Source organism: Bradyrhizobium sp. LMTR 3 (assembly GCF_001693485.1).
Lineage (GTDB): Bacteria > Pseudomonadota > Alphaproteobacteria > Rhizobiales > Xanthobacteraceae > Bradyrhizobium.
This window is the reverse complement of the sequence record NZ_MAXC01000012.1, coordinates 474,283-499,493: the sequence shown is the minus strand read 5'-3', so window position 1 is coordinate 499,493 and position 25,211 is coordinate 474,283. Positions and strand designations below refer to the sequence as shown.

The window sequence follows — 25,211 nt, the reverse complement described above, 5'->3', positions numbered from 1 at the left end:
AACTACCTTCGGTAGTGTCGGTTGCCGGGCAAAGTCAAGTCATTCGGCCGCCTGCTTGACCGAGCCGTGTGCGTCCGGATGCTCATCATGGTGCGAACCGGTCGAACGGCTCCAGCGGGCAAACGCGTTCGAAAGCCGGTCGAGATAGAGATAGACGATCGGCGTCGTGAACAGCGTCAGCGCCTGGCTGACGAGCAGGCCGCCGACCATGGCATAACCGAGCGGCTGACGAATTTCCGATCCCGTGCCGGTACCGAGCATTAGCGGCACCCCGCCGAGCATCGCCGCCATCGTCGTCATCATGATGGGGCGGAATCGCAATAGCGCCGCCTTCCGGATCGCGGCTTCGGGCTCGAGCTGCTCGTCACGTTCGGCCGTGATCGCGAAGTCGACCATCATGATGCCGTTCTTCTTCACGATGCCGATCAGAAGCACGATCCCGATCAGGGCAATCAGGCTGAAATCGAATCCGAACAGCATCAGGATGGCGAGCGCACCGACGCCGGCGGACGGCAGCGTGGACAGGATCGTGATCGGGTGGATGTAGCTTTCGTACAGAATGCCGAGGATCAGGTACACCACCACGAGCGCTGCGAGGATCAACAGCGGCACCGTGCCGAGCGATTGCTGGAATGCCTGCGCCGTGCCCTGGAAGCTCGAATTGAGCGTCGTCGGCGCGCCAAGCTCGACCATCGCTTTTTGAATCGCGTCGGTCGCCTGGCCCAGTGCCACGCCCTGCGCGAGATTGAAGCTGATCGTGGTTGCCGGGAATTGGCCCTGATGGCTGATCGACAGCGGCCGCACCGGCACGCTGGTCCAGGTCGCAAACGTCGACAGTGGCACCTGGTCGCCGGTCGCGGGTGACTTTACGTAGATCTTGTTCAGCGTGTCGAGGCTGCCCTGCAATTCCGGCAGCACTTCGAGCACCACCTTGTAGGTGTTGAGCTGGGTAAAATACTGGGTCACCTGGCGCTGGCCGAACGCGTCATAGAGCGTGTCGTCGATCAGTTGCGGCTGGATGCCGTAGCGCGCGGCGGTGTCGCGGTTGATCTTAAGCTCCAGCGTGGTGCCGTTGGTCTGCTGGTCGGTGGCGACGTCGCGCAGTTCCGGCAGCGTCTGCATCTTCGCCAAAATCTTCGGCGCCCATTCGTTCAGCTCGGCCAAGTTCGCGTCCTGCAGCGTGAACTCGAACTGGGTTCGCGTCGGCCGGCCGCCGAGCCGAACGTCCTGCGCTGCCTGCATATAGAGACGGGCGCCGTCGACTTTCTCGAGCTGCGGACGCAGGCGCGCGATGATTTGCTGCGCGGATGCCTTGCGCTCGTCGCGCGGCTTCAGCGTGATGTAGAGATTGCCGTTATTGCCGGCCCGGCCGCTGCCGCCGATCACCATGGCGACCGTGGCTACATCGGGATCGGCCTGCACGATCTTTCCAAGTTCCTCCTGACGCCGCTTCATCTCGGCAAAGGAAATATCCTGACCGGCCTCAGAGGTGGCCGTGATCAGGCCGTTGTCCTGCTGCGGGAAGAATCCCTTGGGAATGATGACGAACAGGTAGACCGACAATCCCAGCGTTGCGAAGAAGACCATCAGGGTCGCGAACTTCCAGCGCAGCGCAAGGTCGAGGCCGCGTTCATAGAAGCGCAGCATTGCGTCGAAGCCGCGCTCGCTCCACTGGTAGAGCCGGCCGTGCCTGACTTCGCCATGCGCGCGCAGGAAGCGCGAGGCCATCATAGGCGTCAGCGACAGCGACACGACCATTGACACGAAGATGGTCATTGCGAGCACAACCGCGAATTCGCGGAACAACCGGCCGATGATGCCGCCCATCAGCAAGAGCGGGATGAGCACCGCGATCAGCGAGATGCTGATAGATACGATGGTGAAGCCGATCTCTCTGGCGCCCTTGAAGGCGGCGGCCATCGGCTTCTCGCCTTTCTCGACATAGCGCGTGATATTTTCCAGCATCACGATGGCGTCGTCGACCACGAAACCGACGGCGATGGTCAGCGCCATCAGCGAGAGATTGTCGAGCGAATAGCCGCACAGCCACATCAGCGCGCAGGCGCCAAGCAGCGCCAACGGCACCGTCACCGCCGGGATCACCGTCGCCCAGAAATTGCGCAGGAAGATGAAGATCACCATCACGACCAGCGCGATCGTGAGCAGCATGGTGAATTGCACGTCCTCGACCGCGGCGCGGATCGTCGTGGTGCGATCACTCATCACCTCGACCTTGATAGCCGGTGGGAGCGCAGCGAGCAGCCGGGGCAGCGTCCCCTTGATCTGGTCGACGGTCTCGATGACGTTGGCGCCGGGCTGCTTGAATATCACCAGGAATACGCCGCGCTTGCCGTTGGCCCAGCCCGCCTGCTTGGCGTCCTCCGGGCCGGTGACGGCCTGGCCGATATCGCGGATCCGCAACGGACCGCCATTGCGATAGGCGATAATGACGTCGTTCCAGTCCTTGGAATCCGTTAGCTGATCATTGGCGTAAATGGTGTAAGCACGCCGCTCGCCGTCGATATTACCCTTGGGGCTGTCAACGGTCGTGATCGCGATCTGGCTGCGCACGTCCTCCAGTGACAGGCCCTTGGCGACGAGTTTCCCCGGGTCGATCTGAATGCGGATCGCCGGCTTCTGCTGGCCGCCGATGATGACCTGGGCGACGCCTGAGATCTGGCTGATCTGCTGCGCGAGCTGGGCGTCCACGGAGTCGCTGACTGTCGTGAGCGGCAGCGTGTCCGAAGTCGCCGCCATGATCAGGATCGGCGAATCCGCCGGGTTGACCTTGCGGTAGATCGGCGGCGAGGGGAGGTTTTTCGGCAACTGGCCGCTGGCCGCATTGATCGCGGCCTGCACGTCGTTGGCGGCCGCGTCGATCGAGCGGTTGAGATCGAACTGGATGTTGACTGCGGTCGTGCCGAGATAGCTCGTCGACGTCATCTGCGCGACGCCCGGAATCTGCGCGAACTGGCGCTCAAGCGGCTGCGCCACCGACGAGGCCATGGTTTCCGGGCTGCCGCCCGGCAGGTTGGCGGTCACCTGGATGGTCGGGAAGTCGACTTGCGGCAGGGGGGCGACGGGCAACAGCGGGTAGGCGACGAGGCCGATGAACATGATGCCGGCCATCATCAGCGAGGTGCCGATCGGGTAGCGAATGAAGGGCGCGGAGATTCCGCCGCTCATTCCTGGGCAACCTTGGCTTGGGCCGGATCGGAGCTGGCGACCGCCGTGGTCACGAGCGAGCCCGGCTGAACCTTGAATTGGCCTGCCGTGATCACCTGCTCGCCGAGCGAAAGTCCCTCATCGACCACCGAGCGGCCGTCGACTGAGCGCGTCACCTTGATCTTGCGAAGCTCGGCCTTGTTGTCCTGGTTGACCGCGTAGGCGTAGAGACCATCGGCGCCATGCTGAACAGCGTCATCCGGAATCACGGTGGCGTTTTTCAGCGTCGCAACGAGCAGCCGCGTCGAAACCGACTGGCCGGGCCACAGTGCGTGATCCTTGTTGTCGAATACCGCCTTGAGCCTGATCGTCCCGCTCGACGTGTCGACCTGGTTGTTGATCAGCGAGAGCGTGCCGGTGGACAGCACCCGCTTTCCGTCGGTGGAGAGCGCGATGGTCCGAGGAGGAGCGGTGGCCAGCGCTGCCTTGATATCCGGCAACTGGTCTTCCGGCGCGGTAAAGATCACCGCGATCGGCTCGATCTGGGCAATGGTGACGATGCCGGTCTGGGTTGCGGCATTGACGATATTGCCGACATCGACCTGGCGCAGCCCGGCGATACCGGAAATCGGTGCCTTGACGGTAGCGTAATCAAGCTGGGTTTGGGCGTTGGAGATCGCGGCCGTGTCGGCCTCAACCTGCGCCGTCAGTTGCGCGACGGTCGAGCGCTGCGTGTCGGTCTGTTGCCGGGTCGCGAATTCCCCGAGCCTGGTAGAGCGCTGCAGATCGAGACTGGCATTGGCGAGATTGGCTGCGTCCTGCGCCTTCTTGGCCTTGGCCTGATCGAGCGCGGCCTGGAACGGCCGCGGATCGATCTCGACCAGGGTATCGCCCTCCTTGACGAACTGGCCCTCCTGAAAGGCGATCCTGTTGATCTGGCCGTCGACGCGGCTGCGCACTACGACGGTGTTGAAACCTTGCACGGTGCCAAGCCCGGTCAAATAGACCGGAAAATCGGCCTTCTCGACCGGGGCAGTCTTGACGGGGACGGCGGTGCGGGCCGGCGTGCGCTTCCCGACGTCAGCCTGCGCCGGGTGTTCCTCGCCGTGGAATCGCTGCCAGCCCAAATAGCCCAGCCCGGCAATCGCTGTGACCAGCAATACCCAAATGATGGTGCGTGATCTCGACATGCCGACCTACTTGTTTCGGAAAACAGGCAATGGCACCCAGAACGGTTCCCTGCGGAGACAGATATTGTCTCGGCGCCCTCGGGGCGTACATGCACGAGCGCTTGAGAATCCTAAACAATTGGAAAGGTTGCGGCAGCGCACGCGTGAGGACCGGCATGACGACGGCGTGGCTCGAAGCTCATTCGCATCACCGACTGTCGAACGACTTTGGAGCAAAATTAGAATCGTTTTGATCTGGATGGATTCAAGCGACGTCTCGTCCCAACCGCGTTGACCCCGAAAGTTTCGCTCGGTACCTACGGTGCAGGATTTGTCCTGCCGCCGGTCGGTTGCTGCGAGCTGAGTCAGCGGCACGTCCTATCGGAGCCGGATGAATGCGACGGCGGCGAGCTGGTGGTCGCGGACCTCCACGGTTCCCACCAGATCAAGCTCGTGGCCTGCGCCCTCGTGCCTTAGTCCTGCGTCCAGTTGCATCTGGTCACGCCGGTCGCACTGGGTGCGCGTGTGGCATCTTTTTTCAGGCTCCAGAGCATGGTACGGGATGTCTACGCGCCCGCAGCCTGATCTTCGATCTCGACACCTCGATCCAGGCCCTGGTGGAGCGGCCTGGGCGAGACGACCCCGAAACGGTCAAATTGACCGGTATCTATTACAACCTGATCCGCTACTGGGCCGAAGTATGAACAACATGTCTCTTTTTCGCGTTATGCTATTTGCGGTGATGTCGGCGCTGGCGATGCTGTCGCTGGCGGCGACGTCGTCGGCCCAGCAGGGCACGCTTCCTGCGGCGCCGTCCGCATCTGCGGCCCAGCAGGCGCCCGCCGTATCGCAGGTCCCGGCCACGTCGCCCCAGCCAGCGGCTGCGCCGGCCGCCCCTTCGGATTCAGCCGCGACGCCTGCGGAACGCGAGAGCAAATCGCTGAAGTCGGCTGCCGCCGAACTTCGCGAATTGTCGCCCTGGTCGATGTTCATGTCGGCCGACGTGGTGGTCAAGGCGGTCATGATCGGTCTCGCCTTTGCTTCGCTAGTGACCTGGACCATCTTCATCGCCAAGATGATCGAGCTCGCCGTCGCTCAGCGCAAAGTGCGCCGGGCGCTTGCCAAGATCTCCGACGCGAGGTCATTGGCGGAAGCGCAATTCGCGCTGGGTTCCAAGGGGAGCGTGCTGTCGTCCTTGCTCGCGGCAGCGATGCGCGAGGCGCGTCTGTCGGCAGGCATTTCCAGCGACGCCGGCATCAAGGAGCGCGCCGCGTCGAGCTTTTCGGAAATCGTGCGCGCCGAGGCGCGTCGGATCCGGCTCGGTATGGGCGTGCTCGCGACCATCGGCGCGACGTCGCCCTTCGTCGGGCTGTTCGGCACGGTCTGGGGCATCATGAACAGCTTCATCGGCATTTCGAAATCGCAGACCACGAACCTCGCCGTGGTGGCGCCCGGCATCGCCGAAGCGCTGCTCGCGACCGCGATCGGCCTCGTCGCCGCGATCCCGGCCGTCATCATCTACAATCACTTCGCGCGCGTCACCAAGGGTTACATGGAACTGGTCAGCCGTGCATCGGGCGCCGCGGGACGGCTGCTGTCGCGCGATCTCGACCGTACCCACGTTAGTTCACACGGCGGCTCGCATGCCCGAGCGGCGGCGGAGTAGGCGATGGGCGCGTCAATCGCAGAACACGACCTCGATGACGACAGCGATTTCGCGGAATCGCACGAGATCAACGTCACGCCGTTCATCGACGTCGTTCTGGTTCTCCTGATCATCTTCATGGTTGCGGCGCCCCTGTCGACCGTCGACCTGCCGATCGATTTGCCGACTTCGACCGCAACCCCGCAGAAGAAGCCGGACAAGCCGACCTATGTCAGCATCAAGCCGGATCTCTCGGTGGCGATCGGCGAGAACATGGTCAAGCGCGTCGACCTGGTGCGCTCGCTCGATGCGATGCCGGACAGCAGCAAGGAGCGCCACGTCTTCCTGCGCGCTGACCGCGCCGTGCCCTATGGCGAATTGATGGACGTGCTCGAAATCCTGCGCGCCGGCGGCTATTCCAAGCTCAAGCTGGTGGCGCTCGAAGGCGTTCCCGAAGCAGCAGCGGCGCAAGCGGCGCCGGCAAAGCCTTGACCGGCCTCGACGAGCAAAAGCCTTCGCGGCGGCTCTGGATTTCTGCCGCGGTGATTGCGCTTGCGCTCCACATTGGCGGCGCGGCGCTGGCGATCGCGCATTTGCAGACCGAAGAAGCCGATGACGCCCTCGGCGCGTCGGCAATCGAGATCGGGCTCGAAATGGCCTCCGTTCACCGCGAGGTGACCGATCTGCCGCCGGGTCCGGATACCGATGCTTCCGCGGCGTCGCCGCAGCTCGCCGAGCAGAAGGCCGAGGTCAAGGAAACCGAGCTGCCGCAGGACAAGCCGACGGAGCCCGAAGAGGCCGACCGGGTGGTGACGGAGAACGAGGCGAAGAAGCCGGAAGAGGACGACCCGAAGATCGCGGCGGTGCAGACGCAGGCGTCCACCGAGTCGGTTGCCTCCGAGGCGACCGCGACGCCGAGCTCAGAGGCCATTCCGGAAGGGCAGCGTTCCATCGCACCGGTGATCGGCACCGGCGAGAGCGCACGTCGCGTGCGCGCGACCTGGCAAAAGGAGCTGGTCGCGCATCTCGACAAGCACAAACGCTACCCGAAGGAACGGCAGCAAAAATCCGCCGAGATCCAGATTCGCTTCACGCTCGACCGCATGGGCCGCGTGCTCTCGACCGATATCGAAAAGGGGTCGGGCGATCCGGCCTTCGACGAGGCGGCGCTGGCGATGGTGCGCCGCTCCGATCCGGTGCCGATGCCGCCGCCTGTCGTCGCCGACGAAGGCCTGACATTCACGCTGCCGGTGATCTTCCGCGTCAAGAACAAGAGCTGACGCCCGCTCCGTTATGCCGTTCAAACCCTCATCCAGAGGAGCCCGCGAGAAGCGGGCGTCTCGAATAATGTAGGCCACAGACGGGGCCTCATGGTTCGAGACGCGCGGAGCCTGTCATCGGGCGCGCATTCGCGCGACCCGTTGGCGCTCCTCACCATGAGGGTCTTGTGACGCAGCAGATCTAGATCGGATAATGCTGCGGCCCGGTCTCGATCGTGATCCAGCGCAATTCGGTGAATTCGGCGATGCCGGCCTTGCCGCCGAAGCGGCCATAGCCCGACGCCTTGACGCCGCCGAACGGCATCTGCGCCTCGTCGTGCACGGTGGGCCCGTTGACGTGACAGATGCCGGAATCGATGCGCTTGGCGACCTCGAACGCGCGCGCGATGTCGCGTCCGAATACCGCTGCCGATAACCCGTATTCAGTGTCATTGGCGACGCGGACGGCTTCATCGGCGCCGTTGACGCGCACGACGCAGACCACCGGACCGAACGACTCCTCGCCGTAAATCCGCATCGACGAGTTGACGCCGTCGATCACCGTCGCCGACATCAGCGTGCCCTCGCTGCGCCCGCCTGCGACCACCTTGGCGCCTTTGCTGACGGCGTCGTTGATCAAGGCCTGGATGCGGGCCGCGGCATCGGTGCCGATCAGCGATCCCAGCGGCGCGTTACCCCTGCGCGGATCACCGGCGACAAGCGATCCGGCTTTCGCCGCGAGCTTCGTTACGAAGGCATCGGCAATCTTCTCGTCGACGACGAGGCGCTCGGTCGACATGCAGATCTGGCCCTGGTTCATGAAGGCACCGAACGCTGCTGCGGCAACGGCAGCGTCGATGTCGGCATCATCGAGCACGATCATCGGCGCCTTGCCGCCGAGTTCGAGCAGGGCCGGCTTGAGATATTTGGCTGCCACCTGCGCGATGATGCGGCCGACGCGTGTCGAGCCGGTGAAATTGACGCGCCGCACGGCTGGATGGCCGATCAGCATTTCGATCAGCGCAGGGGCATCTTCCGGCGCGTTGGTGATGACGTTGAGGACGCCCGGCGGCAGGCCGGCGTCGCGCAGGCATTCGGCGATCAGCCGGTGGGTGCCCGGGCAGATTTCGGAGGCTTTCAGCACCACGGTGTTGCCGCAGGCGAGCGGCAGCGCGATGGCGCGAACGCCGAGAATGACCGGCGCGTTCCATGGCGCCATGCTCAGCACCACGCCGGCGGGTTGGCGTACCGCCATCGCGATACAGCCGGGCTTGTCGGAGGGGATCACTTCGCCCGAAATCTGTGTCGTGATGGCCGCCGCTTCGCGCAGCATGCCGGCGGCTAAGTGAACATTGAAGCCGGCCCAACCGGCCGTCGCGCCGGTCTCCGCCGCCATCAGTTCGATGAACTGGGGTGCCTTCGACGCCAGAAGATCGGCAGCCTTCAACAGGATCGCGCGCCTCGCGTTCGGACCGGTAGCGGACCATGCGGGGAAGGCAGCGGCTGCGGTGTCGGCCGCGCGCTTCGCATCCGCGATCTGGGCTGCCGCGGCGCGGCTTGCGAGATCGCCGGTGACCGGGTTGAGACGATCGAAGGTCGCGCCGTTCGACGCCGGGACATCCTTGCTGTCGAGCAGCAGCGAAATTTCATACATGGCTTTCTCTCCTCAAGGCTTTACGATGATGATGCGGTGGCCGGCGGCACGCCGCCGAGATAGGCGCGCTGGACGGCGGGATCGGACTTCAGTTGATCGGCGGTGCCGTGTCCGACGATGACGCCGTTTTCGAGCACATAGCCGCGATCGGCGATCCGCAGGCTCTCCTGCGCGTTCTGTTCGACGAGCAGAAGCCCGACGCCGGCCTCGCGCACCCGCAGCAAGGTGGCGAACAACTCCTGAACCATGGCGGGCGAGAGCCCGAGCGACGGCTCGTCGAGGAGCAGGATATCCGGATTGGACATCAGCGCGCGGCCGATGGCGAGCATCTGCTGTTCGCCGCCGCTCATGGTGCGCGCGATCTGGGCGGCGCGTTCGCGCAGGCGCGGAAACAGCGCAAGCACCTGCTCGCGCCGCGCCGCTTCGCCCTCGCGGGCGCGCTTCGGATTGGCGCCGAGCAGGAGATTTTCCTTCACCGTGAGGTCGCCAAAGATGCCGCGGCCTTCCGGAACCAGCGCTAGCCCGCTTTCGACGATGTCGTGGGCGGCAAGCGCGGAGATATCGCGGCCGCCGAGCCGAACCTGCTTGCCGGGAAGCGTACGCACGACGCCTGCGATGGCTTTCAGGAGCGAAGTCTTGCCGGCGCCATTGGCGCCCAGGATCGTTACGATCTCACGGCGGCCGACGTTGAGGGCGACGCCGTCGAGCGCGCGATGCAGGCCATAAGCGAGGCTGAGATTTTTGACCTCAAGCATCGGCGGCTACCCCGCCAAGATAGGCCTTCACGACGGCCGCATCGCTCAGCACGTCCGCGGTCGCGCCTTCGGCGATCTTGCGGCCGCTGCTCATGACGATGCAGCGGTCGCACAGCGCGCGAACCGCACTCATCACATGCTCGACCAGCACGATGGTGATGCCGTCAGCCCGCAATGACCGGATCAGGTCGATGCCGATCGCAAGCTCGGATGGATTAAGTCCGGCGAGCCATTCGTCGAGCAGCAGCAGTCGCGGCTTTGCCGCGAGGGCGCGTGCGAGTTCCAGGCGCTTGCGGTCGATATAGGTCAGGTCGGCTGCCGGGCGCCGGTCGTGCCCAGCAAGACCGACGCGGTCGAGCAGGGCGCCGATCCGAACCTCGGCGTCGGCCGCGGACAAGTGAGGCCGCTGAAACGCCAATCCCGCCTTGATGTTCTCGCGGCAATCCATGCCGTCGAGCACGCGGACGAGCTGGAACGTCCGGGCAAGGCCGAGCCGCGCGATCCGGTACGACGCAAGGCCCGCGATGTTCTGGCCCATCAGGCGGATGGTGCCGGCATCGGGGCGCAGCACGCCCGAGATCAGATTGAGCGCCGTCGTCTTGCCCGACCCGTTGGGGCCGAGCAGGCCCATGATTTCGCCCTGGGCGACCGCGAAGCTGAGGTCGTTGACCGCGACGAGCCCGCCGAACGCGCGCCGCAACCCGTTGATCGTCAGCACGGGTGTTCCGCTGCCCTGGCTCATGCGGTTGCCCGTTGCCTGGTTTTGCCGCCCGCCGTCGTCGATAGCTTTTCCAACAATCCCGCGACGCCCCGCGGCAGCATGTAGACGATCAGCAGGAAGATGCAGCCGAGGATGATCGTGAACGTGTTCGGAAACCGCGCACTCAGCAGTTCGAACAGGAGCGTTAGCGGCACGGCGCCAAGTACCGGCCCCCACAGCCGGTGCGCGCCGCCGAGCAGCGCCATGATCAACACCTGAAACGAGATCATCGAATTGAAGGCGATCGACGGTTCGATATAGGTCCAGCGCGGCGCCATGATGGCGCCGACCAGCGTCATGACCGTGGCGCTGATCGTGAACAGGGCGACCTTGGCAAAGGTGGTGTTGATCCCGCAATGTTTGGCGACGGTCTCGTCTTCGCCGATCACCCGCAGCGCAAAGCCGAGGCGCGAGCGCGCGATCAGCCAGCCCAGCAGGAATACGGCGGCCGTGAGCGCCAGCAATTGCCAGTAAATATCGGCTTGTGTGATGTCGACGAAGACGTAGCGCCCGAGCACGCGCGACTTGTTGACCTCGAACCAGACCACGAGTTGGCGGATCAGTTCGGTCAATCCAAAGGTGAAGATGACGAAGTAGACGCCGCTCAAGCGCAGCGTCGAGAGCCCAACGATGCCAGCCACAATGGCGCCGAGCGCCGCTGCGATGAGCAGCACGAGCGGCCATGGCAATATCTCGCCGAGCACGGCAACGGTATAGGCGCCGACACCGAAAAAGGCGGTGGTTGCCAATGAGACGTAGCGGGTGGGCCCAGAGAACATGCCCCAGGCCGTCGCCAGCACGGTATATTGCAAAAGGCTGATGGCGAGCGCGAGGTAGTAGGCATTGCCGAGGCGCGGAACGAGCGCCAGCAGCGCAAGCGCTGTGAGCGCTGCGGCACCGAAGCCGGCGACACGCGCGGTCATCGCGTCGCCCTGCCAAACAGGCCGGCGGGCTTCACCAGCAGCACGGCGAGAAACAGTGCGAAATTGACTGCAAGCGTGAGCCCGGGATCGACATAGGAGGCAACCAGCGCCTCGCTGAGACCAAGCGCCAGGCCTGCGACCAGGCAGCCCAGCATGTTGCCGACGCCGCCCATCACGACGACGATCAAGGCCTTCATCGTGAAGACGACGCCGGATGACGCGCTGAAGGTGAGAAAGGTGCTGACCAAGACTCCGGCGGCGGCGACCAGCGCCCCACCCAATGCAAATGTCAGGGCCGAGGCCTGCGGCACATTGATGGCGACAAGCTGGGCGGCGAAAGGATCGACGGCGACGGCGCGTACCGCCGTGCCGGCGCGGGTCCGCGTCAGCGCGGCATACAGCGCCAGACCGAGCAGGATGGTGATGCCGAGCGCGGCAAGGCGGTTGGCAGCGACCGTCTCGCCGAGAAACTGCACCGGGAAGGCGAGGAACGAATAGCTGTAATAGGCGCCGCCGAACAACGCGAGCATCGAGCCCTGAATGATGAAGGTGAGACCGAAGGTTGCGAGAATGCTATCGACCTCGAGCGCGTCTCGGTTGGGCGCGCGTCGCACCAACGGCGTCAGCAGCAGTTTGTAGATTGCAAAGTTCAGCACGAAGGCGAGCGGGACGACCAGCGCCAGTCCGACAAACGGACTGATCGCCCAGCCCGTGAACAGCCAGTGCGATGCAAAGGCGGCGGCGATCAGGAACTCGCCGTAGGAGAGGTTCATGATGCGCGCAACGCCGTACTGGAGCGTGAGCCCCATGGCGATGAGCGCATACATGCCGCCCAGCATCAGGCCGGTCAGAATGGCGTTGGTCATTGGCGTGCTGGCCGCGTCTTTATCTTGACGTTACGGCGCCACCCACGCCGGCTTCGGGACGATCGCGGTGCGCGCGCCTTCGTTCTTCGCCGGTGCGATGCCATAGAACTCGCCGCCCTGCCACTGGCCGACCCACCAGTACCGCGTGGGCATGTTGTTCTCGAGCTTGACCTTGCCGATCACGGTGTCGAACGTGCCGGTCTGCAGATCCTTGATCACGGCGGCGCGGTCGATCTTGCCGACGCGCTCGATCGCCTGTTGCAGCATCTGCAGGCTGGCATAAGTGACCGCGCTCGCCCAGCGGTCCGGCTCCGCCCCGTTGGCGGCGGCTGCCTTGTGGCGGGCGAGATAGTCCTTGATCGCCGGACTGTCGCCGCTCCAGCCGCCGATGCCCATTACGCCTTCGGTGTTCTTGCCGAATTTTTGCCGATAGAGCGGGAAGGCGGTGCCGACCCCGGTATAGAAAACCTTCGGATTGAGGCCTGCGATCCGCGATTGCTCGGTCAGCGCCAACGTATCCGGCGGATAGCTGAAGGCAATGAAGACATCCGGGTTGAGCGCCTTGATCTCGTTCACGATCGGCGCCAGATCCTGCGTGCCGATCGGATAGCTCTTGTCGTAGGCGAGCTTGAACTTCGCGTTGGTGAGTGCCGGCCGTGCCGCCGACGACAGATCGATCCCGAATCCGTCGGCAATGCTGACCATCGCCACGGTGTCGCCGATCTTCTTTTCGTCGCGCAATTTGTTCAGCAATTCGACCAGCGTTTTTGCGGCGTCCGCGCTGGTGCCGAGCAGCCAGAAACTGTTGGGCCAGCGCTTGGCGAGTTCGGGCGCGCGATCGGTCACGGCTGTGGCGGCGAGGTGCGGATAGCCTTCGCGATTGAGCGTCGGACCAACCGCCAAATTGAGGCCGGTGCCCCAAGGCGGCAGGATGAAATCGACCTTGTCCTGGTTGATCAGCCGCTCGAGCGCGCGCACCGCCTCTTCGGCATTGGAGCGGTCATCATACTGCACGACCTCGATCGGGACGCGCTTGTCGCCGAGCTTGATGCCACCGGCGGCATTTACCTCCTTCACCCACAATTCGTAGTTGGGAATGGTGGTAACCGCGGCGCCTCCGGTGTTGGGGCCGGTGCGCGAAATCGCGTAGCCGATCTTGATCGAGGTTTGCGCCTCGGCGATGGCGGTCAGGCCGAGCGTAGCGGCGCAGGTGGCGGCCGCCAGCAGGGCGGTGCGCCGTGTCAGGAATGTCGTCATCTTATCCTCCCAGGGTGCGTCGACCGGCGCCATTGAACTGGCGCTCGTGATCGCCCTGACGTTAGGGGAGGTTACCGGAAGCTTGGAATTGGACGAAGCCGGGGAAAGATTGTACTTTTCTGGCAAATCTTCCGCTTCACTGGCGGCGGATTGTCTCAGGAGCGAATTACTTAAGAGATTTGGGCATGTCGGCATCACCAGGGCTGAACGGACTGCCGGTCGGCGTCGCGCTGGCGGTACGTGCGGAGGCTTTTTCGGCCGCCCTGGCGGTTCGATCGTGGGTTATCCGCCAGAAGGCGGAGCGCCGGGCGCATCTCTTGTTGCTGCAATCGGACCGCGGCCGGGCTTCGTGGCACGGAACCGGTGTCGCGCTCGAAGCGCCGGCGCTGCTCTGGCTGCCTGGCAGCACCGACGCAGCGCTGCACGTTGGTCCCGGCGCGCGTGGCTTCCTGTTGTCGGTAGACGATGCCTTCCTGATCAAGATTATCGCGGGCAGTGCCGAGGCGCTGCATCTGCGCAGAACCACCGAGCGCGTTGCGCTGGTTGCCGGCGAGACGCTTCCTCCGCATCTCGACACGATCGCCGAATCCTGCCGCGCGATCGTGGCGGAGTTGCGCGCGCCCGGCTTTGGCGGCGCGACGCTGATCGCCTCACATCTGCTGTTGCTGTGTCTGCAACTCTGCCGGCTCAGCGCCTCGCATGATGAGCGTCACGAGGTTGCAGCGCGTGGCGGTCCTGCGTTGGTCGGCAATTTCCTGCAAATGGTCGAACTGCATTACCGCGACGGCTGGCCGGTGGCGCGCTATGCGGACGCGCTCGGCGTCACGTCCGACAAGCTGCACGCCCATTGCCAGCGGGAGAAAAACTGCGGCCCGCGCGCGATCGTCCACGAGCGCCTGGTGCGCGAAGCCTGCACGCGTCTGCAGCAGCTCGATCTTCCGGTCGAGCAGATCGGATATGGCTTGGGCTTCCGCGATCCCGCCTATTTCAATCGCTTCTTCCGCAAGTATTGCGGCGCCTCACCGGGCAGCTATCGCCGGCAGATCCGACTGGAGCACGCACGCAGCGGTCCGTCCTACGCGGCGTGGCCGTGAAGGCCGCGGCCTCTCTCCAAACGGGACAGGGACATTCGGCGCCATGATCGCCGCGTCAATCCAGCGCGGCCGACGCAATCATTTCGTTGGAAGCTCAGCGCCAGAAGTAGCGGATGCTGACGTAGACGATGGCGAGGCAGATGAAAATCAGTGCCACCGGCAGCCGCGGTTTTGCCGCCGGTCCCGAGACAGCCTGTTTCGGCCGGGCGGGCGGGCGGCGAAACGCGGTGACGTTGCCGCTATCAGTGGCCGGCTCGCTCGCGCGCGAAGGAATCTCGGGTGGCGTTCCGGAGCCGCCCATCTCCGCATAGTAGCTCTTGTACATGAGCTGGATGGTGGCCTCGGAAGCGTCCGCCTCGGTCATCCTCGCAAGGAGCAACTGCCTGTAGCCTTCAAGAAAGTTTTGCGCTTCAGCGGGCAGGGCGGTGAAGCCGTTGAGCTTGGCCAGCATTTTCCATGTTGCAAAATCTGCCCTCGCGCGGGTGTCGGCGCGTCGTGCGATCAACATGTCGGCAGCTTTTGTCGCCATGGCCCCGGTCGGTTCTTCCCTGAATTATTCTAACTTAAGCGTTGCCGGTGATGAAGAGAAGCGCGTTGATCACATAACCGGTCAGTGTCCGCAGTATCGCCGAAATAACATCAAGATTTAGGCCGAGCTGCGCGCCGATGATAGGAAGCAGGATCAGAAGGCCGATCAAAATCAGCATCCCATACGGTTCCAGCCGCGACAGCGGGTAAGCCAGCACCCGCGGCAAGAGTCCGACGGCGACCCGGCCACCGTCCAGCGGCGGGATCGGCATCATGTTGAAAATCGCCAGCACGATATTGATCAGGAAGGCGTTTTTGAGGTTGTCCGCCGTCCATTTGGCGGCTTCCGCCGGCACCAGAGGCAGGGCGTGGAAGGCCAAAGCCGTGACAAGCGCCAAGGCGATGTTGGTGGCGGGGCCGGCCAGCGCCACCCAGACCATGTCGAGCCGGGGATGGTTCAGGTTCCGGAAATTCACCGGGACCGGCTTGGCATAACCAAACACGAACGGCGAATGCGACAGCAGCAGAACGCCGGGGAGAATGACGGTGCCAAAGGGATCGATATGCTTGAAGGGGTTGAAGCTGACGCGGCCGAGCTGCCAGGCGGTGTTGTCCCCGAGGCGGTATGCCACGAAGGCGTGGGCGGCCTCATGGAAGGTGATCGCGATCAGGAGCGGGAGCACCCAGACGGAGATGGCATACAATGAAATGTTCACGAGATACCGCTCAGTTGAAGGCGATCGGAATGGCGTCGCGCGTTGCACGCCGCACCGAAACTTCATCAAGATGGTTTGAGATGGTCGAGCGCAAGTGATCCGCGAGCAGCGCGCCCGCCCGTGATAGATTCGCGGTGCGATGCAGGCAAATGTCCGCGGCCGGCAGTCGCGGCATGCCGTCGCGCTCTGACAAGGGACGCAGCTTCGGCGGAAATGTACCTGCCTTTACGATCGTCACCGCAAGCCCCTGCGCCGCAACCGACTCGACGGCCGCAAGGCTGTGGCTGACGAAAGCCAACCGCCAGGGCCGCTTGGCGGCATCCAGTGCCTCAATTGCCCATTTTCGGAACAGGCAGCCCTGCGGATAAAGCGCAAGCGGCAACGGATTCTGCTGCTCAACGGGGTGAAACGCACCGGTGGCCCAGGCAGCCTGTTCGCGGCGCAGGAATTCACCCTCGCCATGCCCCTCCGGGTGCATCGCAATGACGAGGTCATAGGCTTTGCCGAGGCGCGCGGGCATGGAAGAGGTGAGCCCTATCTCCATCTCGACATGGACCAGTGGGTAACAGGCGGCAAAGCTCGCCAGCACGGGCGGAACGATCAAGGTTCCGTAGTCGTCCATTACGCCCAGGCGCACAACGCCTTCGATCTTGCGTTCCCGCAGCTTGCCGACAGCCTCGTCGTTTAGCGTCAGGATGCGCCTTGCGTATCCGAGCAACCCTTCGCCTGCGGAACTCAAATCGACATTGGCTTTGGTGCGATTGAACAGTTCGACGCCGAGGCGTTCCTCCAGGCGCTTGATCTGCATGCTAACCGCGGATTGGGTCCGATTAAGTTGGGTAGCCGCGCGCGTGAACGAGCGGCTGTCGGCCACCGCCACGAAGGCCTTCAAGAGATCCGGATCGAGGACGGGTGCGCTCATAACCGAACGTTATTTCCTCTATCATGCAAATTCCATTTCTTGATTACTAAACCCTCCCTACCTTGCACGCAAGCTGGAAGGGGGGAAAGTGTATGAGCGAGACATGGGGCGTGTTGGCGGCAGTCCTATCGAGCGGGCTGGGCGGGACTTCGATCGGGGCAACGCGCTATCTGGTGAATGCGGTTGATCCGCTGGCGATCGGTTCGTTTCGGTTCGGCATCGGCTTTCTGTTGTTGTTGCCGGTGGCCTTTCTGCCAGGCGCGCAGTGGCCGCGGCGTCCCGACTGGTTGAGCGTTGCCGGGTTGGGTGTGCTGTACTTCGCCCTGTTCCCGATCTTGTTCAATGCGTCTCTGATTTTCACGACAGCGGCGCGGGGCGCTCTTGCCTTGTCGACGCTTCCGTTGCTGACGATGGTGGTGGGAGCGGCGCTCGACAGCGAGGCCCTTACGGTACGCAAATCGATCGGCGTCGTGATCGCAACGCTTGGGGTCGCCCTGGCGCTTCTGTCCAACCTTGCTTCCGCGCCGCCGGGGGCCTGGCGCGGCGATTTGCTGATGGTCGCCGCGGCCCTGTGCATGGCGCTCTACAGCATCTGGTCCAAGCCGTTCATTGCTCGCTCCGGGCCAATTCCCTTCACGACCGTATCCATGGGCGTCGGGGCTGCGTGTCTTGTCCTGATCTCATACTGGCGCGGCAGTTTTGAGCCCGTCGCAGCGTTCGAGGTCCCGCAATGGCTGGCTGCCATATATCTCGGTGCCTTCGGCAGCGCGCTGACGTTTTATCTTTGGGCGTTCGCGCTGGCGCGCACAACGCCGACCCGCGTCGCGATCTCGGTCACCGTCAATCCGATCACCGCCTCGCTCGTTGGCGCCGCGTTGCTGGACGAACCGCTCCGCTGGAATCTTGTTGCCGGCATCCTCGCGGTGTTCGCTGGCATCTGGATCGCTACGACTTCGGGCCGGTCTCCTGCACCGGCAACGCGATTGTCCCGAGTGCCTATTGACTAGTACGTCGCGCGGCCGCCCGAGATATCGAACACCGCGCCCGTCGAGAACGCGCAATCTTCCGACGCCAGCCACGCCACCATCGCCGCGAGTTCTTCCACCAGCACAAACCGTCCCTTCGGAATCTTCGACAGCATGAAATCGATGTGTTGCTGCGTGAGCTGGTCGAAGATCGCGGTTTTCGCCGCCGCCGGCGTCACCGCGTTGACGAGGATGTCGTGCTGCGCGAGCTCCTTGCCGAGCGACTTGGTCAGCGCGATCAGGCCGGCCTTCGAGGCCGAATAATGCGCCGCGTTGGGATTGCCTTCCTTGCCGGCGATCGAGGCGATGTTGACGATGCGGCCGTACTTTTGCTGCAGCATCGCAGGCACCACCGCCTTGCAGCAGATGAAGGGGCCGTCGAGATTGATGCGCAGGACCTTGCGCCATTCCTCGAGGTCGGTCTCCCAGACCGTCTTGTTGATGCCGGCGATGCCGGCATTGTTGACGAGGATGTCGATCCTGCCGAGCGCCTTCAGCGTTTCATCGCGGGTCTTCTCGACTGCGGCGAGGTCGGAGACATCGACCTTGAAGGCGGATACCGCCGGGCCGATTTCCTTCGCGGTTCTTTCCGCGAGCGGCAGGTCAAAATCCCAGATCGCGACCTTCGCACCCGATGCGACGAAGCGCTCGGTGATCGCGCGGCCAAAACCCTGCGCCCCGCCGGTGACGACGGCGCAACGGCCGTTCAGATCGATCTTGTTCATGAAGGTGATCCTTTCCCTCGATGTTCCTCATGGTGAGGAGCGCTCTTGCGCGTCTCGAACCATGAGGCCCCGTCTGTGGCCTACATCCTTCGAGACGCCCGCTTCTCGCGGGCTCCTCAGGATGAGGATTGCGTTTACAACGTCCAGCCGCCGTCGATGACGTGCGCGACGCCGGTGGTGAACGCGCTTTCGTCGCTGGCGAGATAAACGGCGAGCGACGCGATTTCCTCGGCGGTGCCGAGCCGCCCCATCGGCTGCCGCGCGATGAACATCTCGCGCCCGTTTGGGCCTGCTGCCGCCGCACGCTCCAGCATCGAGGGCGTCTCGATCGTGCCGGGGCAGATGCAGTTGCACCTGATGCCTTTGGCGACGAAGTCGGTGGCGACCGAGCGCGTCAGCGCCGCAACGGCAGCCTTGGTCGCACCATAGACGTAGCGGTTCGGCGCGGCCTTGAACACTCCGGCGGCAGAAGAGATGTTCACGATCGCGCCACGGCCGTTTTCCAACATGCCCGGCAGGAATGCGCGGATCGTGCGGTGCATCGACTTGACGTTGAGGTCGAACGAAAAGTCCCAGTCCTCGTCGGAGCAATCCAGCACGGTGCCGTGATGCACGAAGCCTGCGGCGTTGAGCAGGATGTCGGTCGTGCCGGCGCGCTTGGCCATGGCGGCGACGGCCACGCTGTCGCGGACGTCGAGCCTTGCCACTTCGGCGATGCCTTCGCTCTTGAGCGCGGCGAGCTTGGCCTCGTCGATGTCGGTGGCGAACACCGTCGCCCCTTCACGCGCAAAAGCCGCCGCGCAGGCGCGGCCGATTCCAACGGCCGCCGCGGTGACGAATGCGCGCTTGCCCTTCAGGCGGTCTGACATGCTTTCTTCCCTGAGCGATTGATGATTGTTTCTCGACGTCATACGCGGGCTTGACCCGCGTATCCATCTTCTTCGCAAAAGGATGGATTGCCGGGTCAAGCCCGGCAATGACGACCTTGCTAACTAATGATTGTCCCGCGCCACGCCGACCGTGCCGGCAATATTCTGATAGCGCGTGGCGAGCTCCATGCAGGCGCCGGTGGCCTGCTGTCCGACGGTCGAGCGGTAGAGCTCCTGCCACGGCGTCTGGTGGGCCGGGTAGGGGAAGCCGCCCTTGTCCTTTAACTCGGCGCGGCGCTTCTTCAATTCATCGCTCGAGATCAGGATGTTGGCGTCGCCCGTGTTGAGGTCGATGCGAACCTTGTCGCCGGTCCGCAAGATCGCCAGTCCGCCATCGGCGGCGGCCTCGGGTGAGGCGTTGAGGATCGAGGGCGAACCCGAGGTGCCGGACTGCCTTCCGTCGCCGATGCAGGGCAGCGAAAGAATGCCGCGTTTGATCAGCGCCGCCGGCGGCTGCATGTTGACGACCTCGGCGCCGCCGGGATAGCCGATCGGCCCGGCGCCGCGGATGAACAGCACGCAGTGCTCGTCGATTTTGAGCGAGGGATCGTCGATCCGGTGGTGATAGTCCTCCGGTCCCTCGAACACGATGGCGCGGCCCTCGAACGCATTCGGGTCTTTCGGATTGATCAAATAGCGGTCGCGGAATTCCTTCGAAATCACGCTGGTCTTCATGATTGCGGAATCGAACAGGTTGCCGCGCAGCACCAGGAAGCCCGCATCTTTCACCAGCGGCTTGTCGTAGCTCCAGATCACGTCGCCGTCGGGCTTTGGCGCCTCGCGGCAGTTGTCGCCGATGGTGCGGCCGTTGACCGTGACGGCGTCTTCGTGGACGCGCTTGTGCGCCATCAATTCGCGCACCACCGCCGGCACGCCGCCGGCGCGATGGTATTCCTCGCCGAGATAGAAGCCGGCCGGCTGCATGTTCACCAGGAGCGGGATGTCGTGGCCATGTTTCTGCCAGTCGTCGATCGAGAGCTCGACGCCGATATGCCGCGCCAGCGCGTTGATGTGGATCGGCGCGTTGGTCGAGCCGCCGATCGCCGAATTCACCACGATGCAGTTCTCGAACGCCTTGCGGGTCAGGATGTCGGAGGGCTTGAGATCCTCCCAGACCATTTCGACGATCCGTTTTCCCGTCTCATAGGCGATCTGGCCGCGCTCGCGGTGCGGGGCGGGGATTGCCGCGCAGCCGGGCAGTGACATGCCGAGCGCTTCGGCGAGCGAGTTCATGGTCGAGGCGGTGCCCATGGTGTTGCAATGGCCGACCGACGGGGTCGAGGACGCCACGAGTTCGATGAAGCCGTTGTAGTCGATCTCGCCGGCGGCCAGCATCTCGCGCGCTTTCCAGACGATGGTGCCCGAGCCGGTGCGCTCGCCGTTGTGCCAGCCGTTCAGCATCGGACCGCCCGACAGCACGATCGCGGGCAGATTGACGGTCGCCGCCGCCATCAGGCAGGCCGGCGTGGTCTTGTCGCAGCCGGTGGTCAGCACCACGCCATCGAGCGGATAGCCGAACAGGACTTCGACCAGGCCTAGATAGGCAAGGTTGCGGTCGAGTGCTGCCGTCGGCCGCTTGCCGGTCTCCTGGATCGGATGCGTTGGGAATTCCATCGCAATGCCGCCGGCCGCGCGAATGCCTTCGCGTACCCGATGCGCCAGGTCGAGATGGTGGCGATTGCACGGGGAGAGGTCATTGCCGGTCTGGGCGATGCCGATGATCGGCTTACCCGATTGCAATTCCTCCCGGGTCAGGCCGTAATTGAGGTAGCGCTCGAGATAGAGCGCCGTCATTCCCGGATTGTGCGGATTATCGAACCACTCGAGGGAACGTAGTCTTCGGCCCTTGCCATTGGTGACAGTCTTGTCGTTCTTTTTCATTGGTTCCTCCCGCACTGCAAGCTCGTGGGCGGCTAAATTCACGGCGGCGATTGCACCATGCTGAAAATTTCATCCGCTGCAACGCGCTTGGCCCGTGTCCTGCCGAGCAACCCGATCTTAGTTCGGGCCAAAAGATAGCGCTACCATTTTCTATCCACGTTCAATCTATGCCCACAGACCCGGCCATTACGGTGCTTTGCCGCATTGAGCTTTCACGGACCACCAACTGAAAGCCGAGGTCGAGCACCGGCGTCTGGGGGCGACGGCCCTCGATCGCGTCGATCACCATGGTGATGGCGTGCCGGCCCATTTCATAGCGATTGGTTCGCACACTGGTGATCGAGGGGACCGCGGCGGCGGTGAATTCCAGGTCGTTGAAGCCGACAATGGCCAAGTCACCGGGAATCGATATCTGCCGACGCTGGCATTCGAAGAGAACGCCGAGCGCGAGGTCGTCATTGACGCAGAAGACCGCGTCGATATCGGGCGTCTGGGCAAGGAGGTCGGCGAACAGCGTTCCGCCAAGCGTGATGGTCGTGGGTACGGAAGTGGTGACGATGAGGTTCGGGTCGAACAGCGAGGCCGCTTTCATGGCATCACGATACCCTTCGAACCGCCGCTGCACGCGGGGATCCATTCGCGCACCGAGAAATCCGATGCGGCGGCGTCCCTGCTCGAGGATATGCGAAATCGCCGCAGAAGCTGCATCGTAGTGCGAAAAGCCGACCATCATGTCGACAGGACTGTCGCCGATCTCCATGATCTGCGTGACCGGGCAATTCATCGACTCCAGGATCGTGCGAGATTCCGCGGTTTGGTTGATGCCGGTGACGATCAATCCCGCAGGCTTCTGCGCCCGAAACAGGCGCAGCAGCTTTTCCTCCTGCAGGATGCTGTAGCGCGTATTGGCAAGTTGAATGGTGTAGCGGCTACCTTCGGAGGAATCGTAGATGCCGCGCAACACATCGGCGAACACGTTGTTGGTGAGAGAAGGAATGACGACGCCGATGACTTCGGTACGGTGCGAGGCCAGCGCCCGCGCAGCGAGATTGGGTACGTAACCCAGTTCCTTCACGGCGCTGTCGACGCGTTCCCGCTTGCTAAGCGACAGCGCTTCGGGGTTCCTGAAAAAACGTGATGCCGTGATTGGGCTGACGCCAGCGAGCTTGGCGACCTCGGTGAGGCGGATTTTGCCAGACTTTGTCTGTTTTCGTCCCATCTTGCGCTCATATCACAACAAATTAGACGTTTGAACAATTATTGACAGCGCTACCATCGGATTGCTAAAAGCCGCCAAACTGCGGATGATAATGACCGTTGAATTCGACTTCCGGCATTAGAGTCGAAAAGACAGCATGGCGTCGTCGCCCATCTATGGCGCCACAAAGCAGAAATTGAGGGGAGAGAGTTCGATGTCGTCGGTACAGATTCGCGACGTGCGCAAGTCGTTCGGAAACTTTGAAGTTTTGCACGGCGTGTCGATTCCGATCGAGGATGGCGAGTTCGTCGTGCTCGTCGGCCCCTCCGGCTGCGGCAAGTCGACCTTGCTGCGGATGCTCGCGGGCCTCGAAAACATCACCTCCGGTACGATTTCGATCGGCGATCGCGTGGTCAACAATGTCCAGCCCAAAGAGCGCGACATTGCCATGGTGTTTCAGAACTACGCGCTCTATCCGCACATGACGGTCTCCGATAATATGGGCTTTTCGCTCAAGCTGCGCGGCGCCAGACCTGAGGAAATCTCGACTGGCGTCAAGCGCGCCGCGGAAATCCTGGCGCTGACCCCGCTGCTCGACCGCTATCCCCGGCAATTGTCGGGCGGCCAGCGCCAGCGCGTCGCCATGGGCCGCGCCATCGTGCGCGACCCGCAAGTGTTCCTGTTCGACGAGCCCTTGTCCAACCTCGACGCCAAACTGCGCGTTGCGATGCGCACCGAGATCAAGGAACTGCACCAGCGGCTCAAGACCACGACGGTCTACGTTACCCACGACCAGATCGAGGCCATGACGATGGCTGACAAGATCGTGGTGATGCATGACGGCATCGTCGAGCAGATGGGCACCCCGCTCGAACTCTACGACACCCCGGCGAACCAGTTCGTCGCGGGCTTCATCGGCTCGCCGGCGATGAATTTCCTTAAAGGCAAGGTCAAGTCGAACGGCGTCGCCGGTTTCGAAGGCCCGAACGGTGTCAAGCTGCCGCTGAAGACGGCGCCCGCCAACTCCGAAGGCCAGCCGGCGGTTTACGGCGTGCGGCCTGAGCATTTCACCATCGCCGATGACGGCGCCGAAGCCGAGATCGTCGTGGTCGAGCCGACCGGTTCGGAAACCCAGGTCTTCGCCAAGCTCGGCGGAGAGCAGGTGGTCGCCGTGTTCCGCGAGCGGCATCAATTCAGTCCGGGCGACAAGGTCCGGCTCAAGCCGGATCCGGCGCTCGTGCACCTGTTCGACGAGACGACCGGCAAGCGACTGAATGGCTGAGCGATAACTAGAAGTGGCTGAGCAATAACCAAAAAATACTCAAAGGGAGGATGGACTATGCAAGACTTTACCCGCCGCTCTCTGCTGCAGGGTGGCACCGCGCTGGCGGCCGCCGGCGCGCTGACCGGACCCGCACTGCTCGATTTCGCTAAGGCTTGGGCGCAGGCCTCGCCGTGGAAGGCGGAGCAGGGCGCCAAGCTCACTGTGATGCGCTGGAAGCGCTTCGTGCCGGCGGAGGACGATGCGTTCAACGCGATGGTCGCCGCGTTCAAGACCGCGACCGGCACTGAAATGAACGTATTCTCGGAGTCGTTCGAGGACGTGCAGCCGAAGGCGTCCGTTGCCGCCAATACCGGCTCGGGCCTCGACCTCGCCTGGGGCCTGCACACGCTGCCGCAACTGTTCCCGGCGCAGGTGCTGCAGTTGAACGACGTTGCCGATTATCTCGGCAAGAAATATGGCGGCTGGACCGATGCGGCGGCGGTGACCTGCAAGCAGGGCAACAACTGGCTTGGCATTCCCGTCGCGACCATCGGCGGCTACATGACCTACCGCAAATCGTCGATGGAAAAGGCTGGTTTCAAGGAATTCCCGAAGGACTTCCCGGGATTCCTCGAGATGTGCAAGGCGTTGAAGAAGAACAACACGCCGGCTGGTTTCCCGCTCGGCCACGCCTCGGGCGACGCCAATGCCTGGCTGCACTGGATCCTCTGGGGTCACGGCGCCTACACCGTCGACAAGGACAACAAGGTCATCATCAACTCGCCCGAGACGGTGAAGGCGCTCGAATACTGCAAGGCGCTGTCCGAAACCTTCATCCCCGGCGTCGCGTCCTGGAACGATTCGTCTAACAACAAGGCGTTCCTGGCCGGCGAACTGCATTGCACCGCCAACGGCATCTCGATCTATGTCGCGGCAAAGGACGATGCGAGCAAAAAGGAACTCACGGAAGACACCTATCATGCGCTGTGGCCGGTCGGTCCCATCGGCAAGCCGACCGAACTGCAGCTTTGCGTTCCGATCCTCGCGTTCAAGTTCACCAAATATCCGAACGCCGCGAAGGCTTTCGTCGCCTTCATGCTGGAGAAGGAAAACTACGACAAGTGGCTTTCGGGCGCGCGCGGGTATCTCACCCACACGCTCAATGCCTACGACAACTCGCCGGTCTGGACGGCGGATCCGAAGAACCAGGTGTTCAGCCAGGCCAGCAAGCGCGCGCTGCCTGCGTCCGGCATCGGTACGCCCGGCGAGAAGGCGGCGACTGCGATCGCCGACTTCCTTGTGGTCGACATGTTCGCCAATTACGCAACCGGCGCCAAGGATGCCAAGACGGCGATCGCGGAAGCCGAACGGCAATTGAAGCGCATCTATCGCTGATGAACCGGAGCGGACGGCGGCTGCCGCCGTCCGCTCCGTCAATACAGGCGTGATCCGGAAGAGCGGGGGGCGGCTTTTCGG

22 protein-coding genes and 1 pseudogene are annotated in these 25,211 nt (G+C 63.5%); 8 read left to right on the top strand and 15 right to left on the bottom strand.

Annotated features, from left to right (window positions below; translation table 11 throughout):
* Window positions 1–39: 39 nt before the first annotated feature.
* Window positions 40–3,186 (bottom strand): multidrug efflux RND transporter permease subunit, encoded by a 3,147-nt coding sequence (locus LMTR3_RS11950; protein WP_065745216.1) that lies wholly within the window; start codon window positions 3,184–3,186, stop codon window positions 40–42.
* On the bottom strand, window positions 3,183–4,355 hold the full coding sequence (locus LMTR3_RS11945) for an efflux RND transporter periplasmic adaptor subunit (RefSeq protein WP_065745215.1): 1,173 nt from the start codon (window positions 4,353–4,355) through the stop codon (window positions 3,183–3,185). The genes LMTR3_RS11950 and LMTR3_RS11945 overlap by 4 nt, the downstream gene beginning before the upstream one ends.
* A 357-nt stretch (window positions 4,356–4,712) precedes the next feature.
* Between LMTR3_RS11945 and LMTR3_RS11940 the strand changes: the two are divergent.
* From LMTR3_RS11940 to LMTR3_RS11925, 4 genes and pseudogenes are all read left to right on the top strand, one after another.
* Window positions 4,713–5,038, top strand: a pseudogene (locus tag LMTR3_RS11940) (PKHD-type hydroxylase); the annotation flags it as partial.
* A gap of 5 nt (window positions 5,039–5,043) precedes the next feature.
* Entirely contained in the window at window positions 5,044–6,000 is a 957-nt protein-coding gene (gene exbB / locus LMTR3_RS11935; protein WP_141686561.1) for a tonB-system energizer ExbB, read from the top strand.
* Window positions 6,001–6,003: 3 nt separating this feature from the next.
* A complete protein-coding gene (exbD, locus tag LMTR3_RS11930; RefSeq protein ID WP_065745213.1) occupies window positions 6,004–6,471 on the top strand; it encodes a TonB system transport protein ExbD in 468 nt (155 codons plus the stop codon).
* Window positions 6,468–7,259 carry a TonB family protein gene (locus LMTR3_RS11925; RefSeq protein ID WP_065745212.1) on the top strand — a complete coding sequence of 264 codons (792 nt, stop codon included), beginning with the start codon at window positions 6,468–6,470 and terminating at the stop codon, window positions 7,257–7,259. The genes exbD and LMTR3_RS11925 overlap by 4 nt, the downstream gene beginning before the upstream one ends.
* A 181-nt stretch (window positions 7,260–7,440) precedes the next feature.
* On the opposite strand, the gene LMTR3_RS11920 is transcribed toward LMTR3_RS11925, so the two are convergent.
* The 6 genes from LMTR3_RS11920 to LMTR3_RS11895 are packed head-to-tail and all read right to left on the bottom strand — an operon-like array spanning window position 7,441 to window position 13,453.
* The gene (locus LMTR3_RS11920) at window positions 7,441–8,892 is read right to left on the bottom strand and encodes an aldehyde dehydrogenase (RefSeq protein WP_065745211.1); all 1,452 of its coding nucleotides are present in this window, start codon (window positions 8,890–8,892) and stop codon (window positions 7,441–7,443) included.
* A gap of 20 nt (window positions 8,893–8,912) precedes the next feature.
* Window positions 8,913–9,647 (bottom strand): ABC transporter ATP-binding protein, encoded by a 735-nt coding sequence (locus LMTR3_RS11915; protein WP_065745210.1) that lies wholly within the window; start codon window positions 9,645–9,647, stop codon window positions 8,913–8,915.
* Complete coding sequence (locus LMTR3_RS11910) at window positions 9,640–10,389, bottom strand: ABC transporter ATP-binding protein (RefSeq protein WP_065745209.1); 750 nt, start codon at window positions 10,387–10,389, stop codon at window positions 9,640–9,642. The genes LMTR3_RS11915 and LMTR3_RS11910 overlap by 8 nt, the downstream gene beginning before the upstream one ends.
* Complete coding sequence (locus LMTR3_RS11905; protein ID WP_065745208.1) at window positions 10,386–11,330, bottom strand: branched-chain amino acid ABC transporter permease; 945 nt, start codon at window positions 11,328–11,330, stop codon at window positions 10,386–10,388. The genes LMTR3_RS11910 and LMTR3_RS11905 overlap by 4 nt, the downstream gene beginning before the upstream one ends.
* Window positions 11,327–12,196: a branched-chain amino acid ABC transporter permease gene (locus LMTR3_RS11900; protein WP_245319831.1), complete on the bottom strand. Its 870-nt coding sequence runs from the start codon at window positions 12,194–12,196 to the stop codon at window positions 11,327–11,329. Before LMTR3_RS11900 ends, LMTR3_RS11905 begins: the two co-directional genes overlap by 4 nt.
* 30 nt (window positions 12,197–12,226) lie before the next feature.
* Complete coding sequence (locus LMTR3_RS11895) at window positions 12,227–13,453, bottom strand: amino acid ABC transporter substrate-binding protein (protein ID WP_065745619.1); 1,227 nt, start codon at window positions 13,451–13,453, stop codon at window positions 12,227–12,229.
* A 185-nt stretch (window positions 13,454–13,638) separates the two neighbouring features.
* Between LMTR3_RS11895 and LMTR3_RS11890 the strand changes: the two genes are divergently transcribed.
* Complete coding sequence (locus LMTR3_RS11890) at window positions 13,639–14,547, top strand: helix-turn-helix domain-containing protein (protein WP_065745207.1); 909 nt, start codon at window positions 13,639–13,641, stop codon at window positions 14,545–14,547.
* Window positions 14,548–14,641: 94 nt separating this feature from the next.
* Here the strand turns inward: LMTR3_RS11890 and LMTR3_RS11885 are convergent, their stop codons facing one another.
* Genes LMTR3_RS11885 through LMTR3_RS11875 form a run of 3 tightly spaced genes read right to left on the bottom strand, consistent with a single transcriptional unit; the run spans window position 14,642 to window position 16,713 of the window.
* Window positions 14,642–15,076, bottom strand: coding sequence for a hypothetical protein (locus tag LMTR3_RS11885; RefSeq protein ID WP_084029543.1), 435 nt, complete (start codon window positions 15,074–15,076; stop codon window positions 14,642–14,644).
* Window positions 15,077–15,110: 34 nt separating this feature from the next.
* Complete coding sequence (locus tag LMTR3_RS11880) at window positions 15,111–15,791, bottom strand: site-2 protease family protein (RefSeq protein ID WP_065745206.1); 681 nt, start codon at window positions 15,789–15,791, stop codon at window positions 15,111–15,113.
* A 10-nt stretch (window positions 15,792–15,801) separates the two neighbouring features.
* A complete protein-coding gene (locus LMTR3_RS11875; RefSeq protein WP_084029542.1) occupies window positions 15,802–16,713 on the bottom strand; it encodes a LysR family transcriptional regulator in 912 nt (303 codons plus the stop codon).
* A gap of 92 nt (window positions 16,714–16,805) precedes the next feature.
* Between LMTR3_RS11875 and LMTR3_RS11870 the strand changes: the two genes are divergently transcribed.
* A complete protein-coding gene (locus LMTR3_RS11870; RefSeq protein ID WP_065745205.1) occupies window positions 16,806–17,720 on the top strand; it encodes a DMT family transporter in 915 nt (304 codons plus the stop codon).
* Here the strand turns inward: LMTR3_RS11870 and LMTR3_RS11865 are convergent.
* From LMTR3_RS11865 to gntR, 4 genes are all read right to left on the bottom strand, one after another.
* The gene (locus LMTR3_RS11865; protein WP_065745204.1) at window positions 17,717–18,463 is read right to left on the bottom strand and encodes an SDR family NAD(P)-dependent oxidoreductase; all 747 of its coding nucleotides are present in this window, start codon (window positions 18,461–18,463) and stop codon (window positions 17,717–17,719) included. The genes LMTR3_RS11870 and LMTR3_RS11865 overlap by 4 nt on opposite strands.
* Window positions 18,464–18,597: 134 nt before the next feature.
* Entirely contained in the window at window positions 18,598–19,332 is a 735-nt protein-coding gene (locus tag LMTR3_RS11860; RefSeq protein WP_065745617.1) for an SDR family oxidoreductase, read from the bottom strand.
* 123 nt (window positions 19,333–19,455) lie between these two features.
* A complete protein-coding gene (locus LMTR3_RS11855) occupies window positions 19,456–21,273 on the bottom strand; it encodes an IlvD/Edd family dehydratase (protein ID WP_065745203.1) in 1,818 nt (605 codons plus the stop codon).
* A gap of 160 nt (window positions 21,274–21,433) precedes the next feature.
* Window positions 21,434–22,492: an HTH-type transcriptional regulator GntR gene (gntR, locus tag LMTR3_RS11850; protein WP_065745202.1), complete on the bottom strand. Its 1,059-nt coding sequence runs from the start codon at window positions 22,490–22,492 to the stop codon at window positions 21,434–21,436.
* A gap of 193 nt (window positions 22,493–22,685) precedes the next feature.
* On the opposite strand from gntR, the gene LMTR3_RS11845 reads away from it, so the two are divergent.
* Window positions 22,686–23,753 (top strand): ABC transporter ATP-binding protein, encoded by a 1,068-nt coding sequence (locus tag LMTR3_RS11845; protein ID WP_065745201.1) that lies wholly within the window; start codon window positions 22,686–22,688, stop codon window positions 23,751–23,753.
* A 57-nt stretch (window positions 23,754–23,810) separates the two neighbouring features.
* A complete protein-coding gene (locus LMTR3_RS11840; RefSeq protein ID WP_065745200.1) occupies window positions 23,811–25,130 on the top strand; it encodes an ABC transporter substrate-binding protein in 1,320 nt (439 codons plus the stop codon).
* Window positions 25,131–25,211 lie beyond the last annotated feature (81 nt).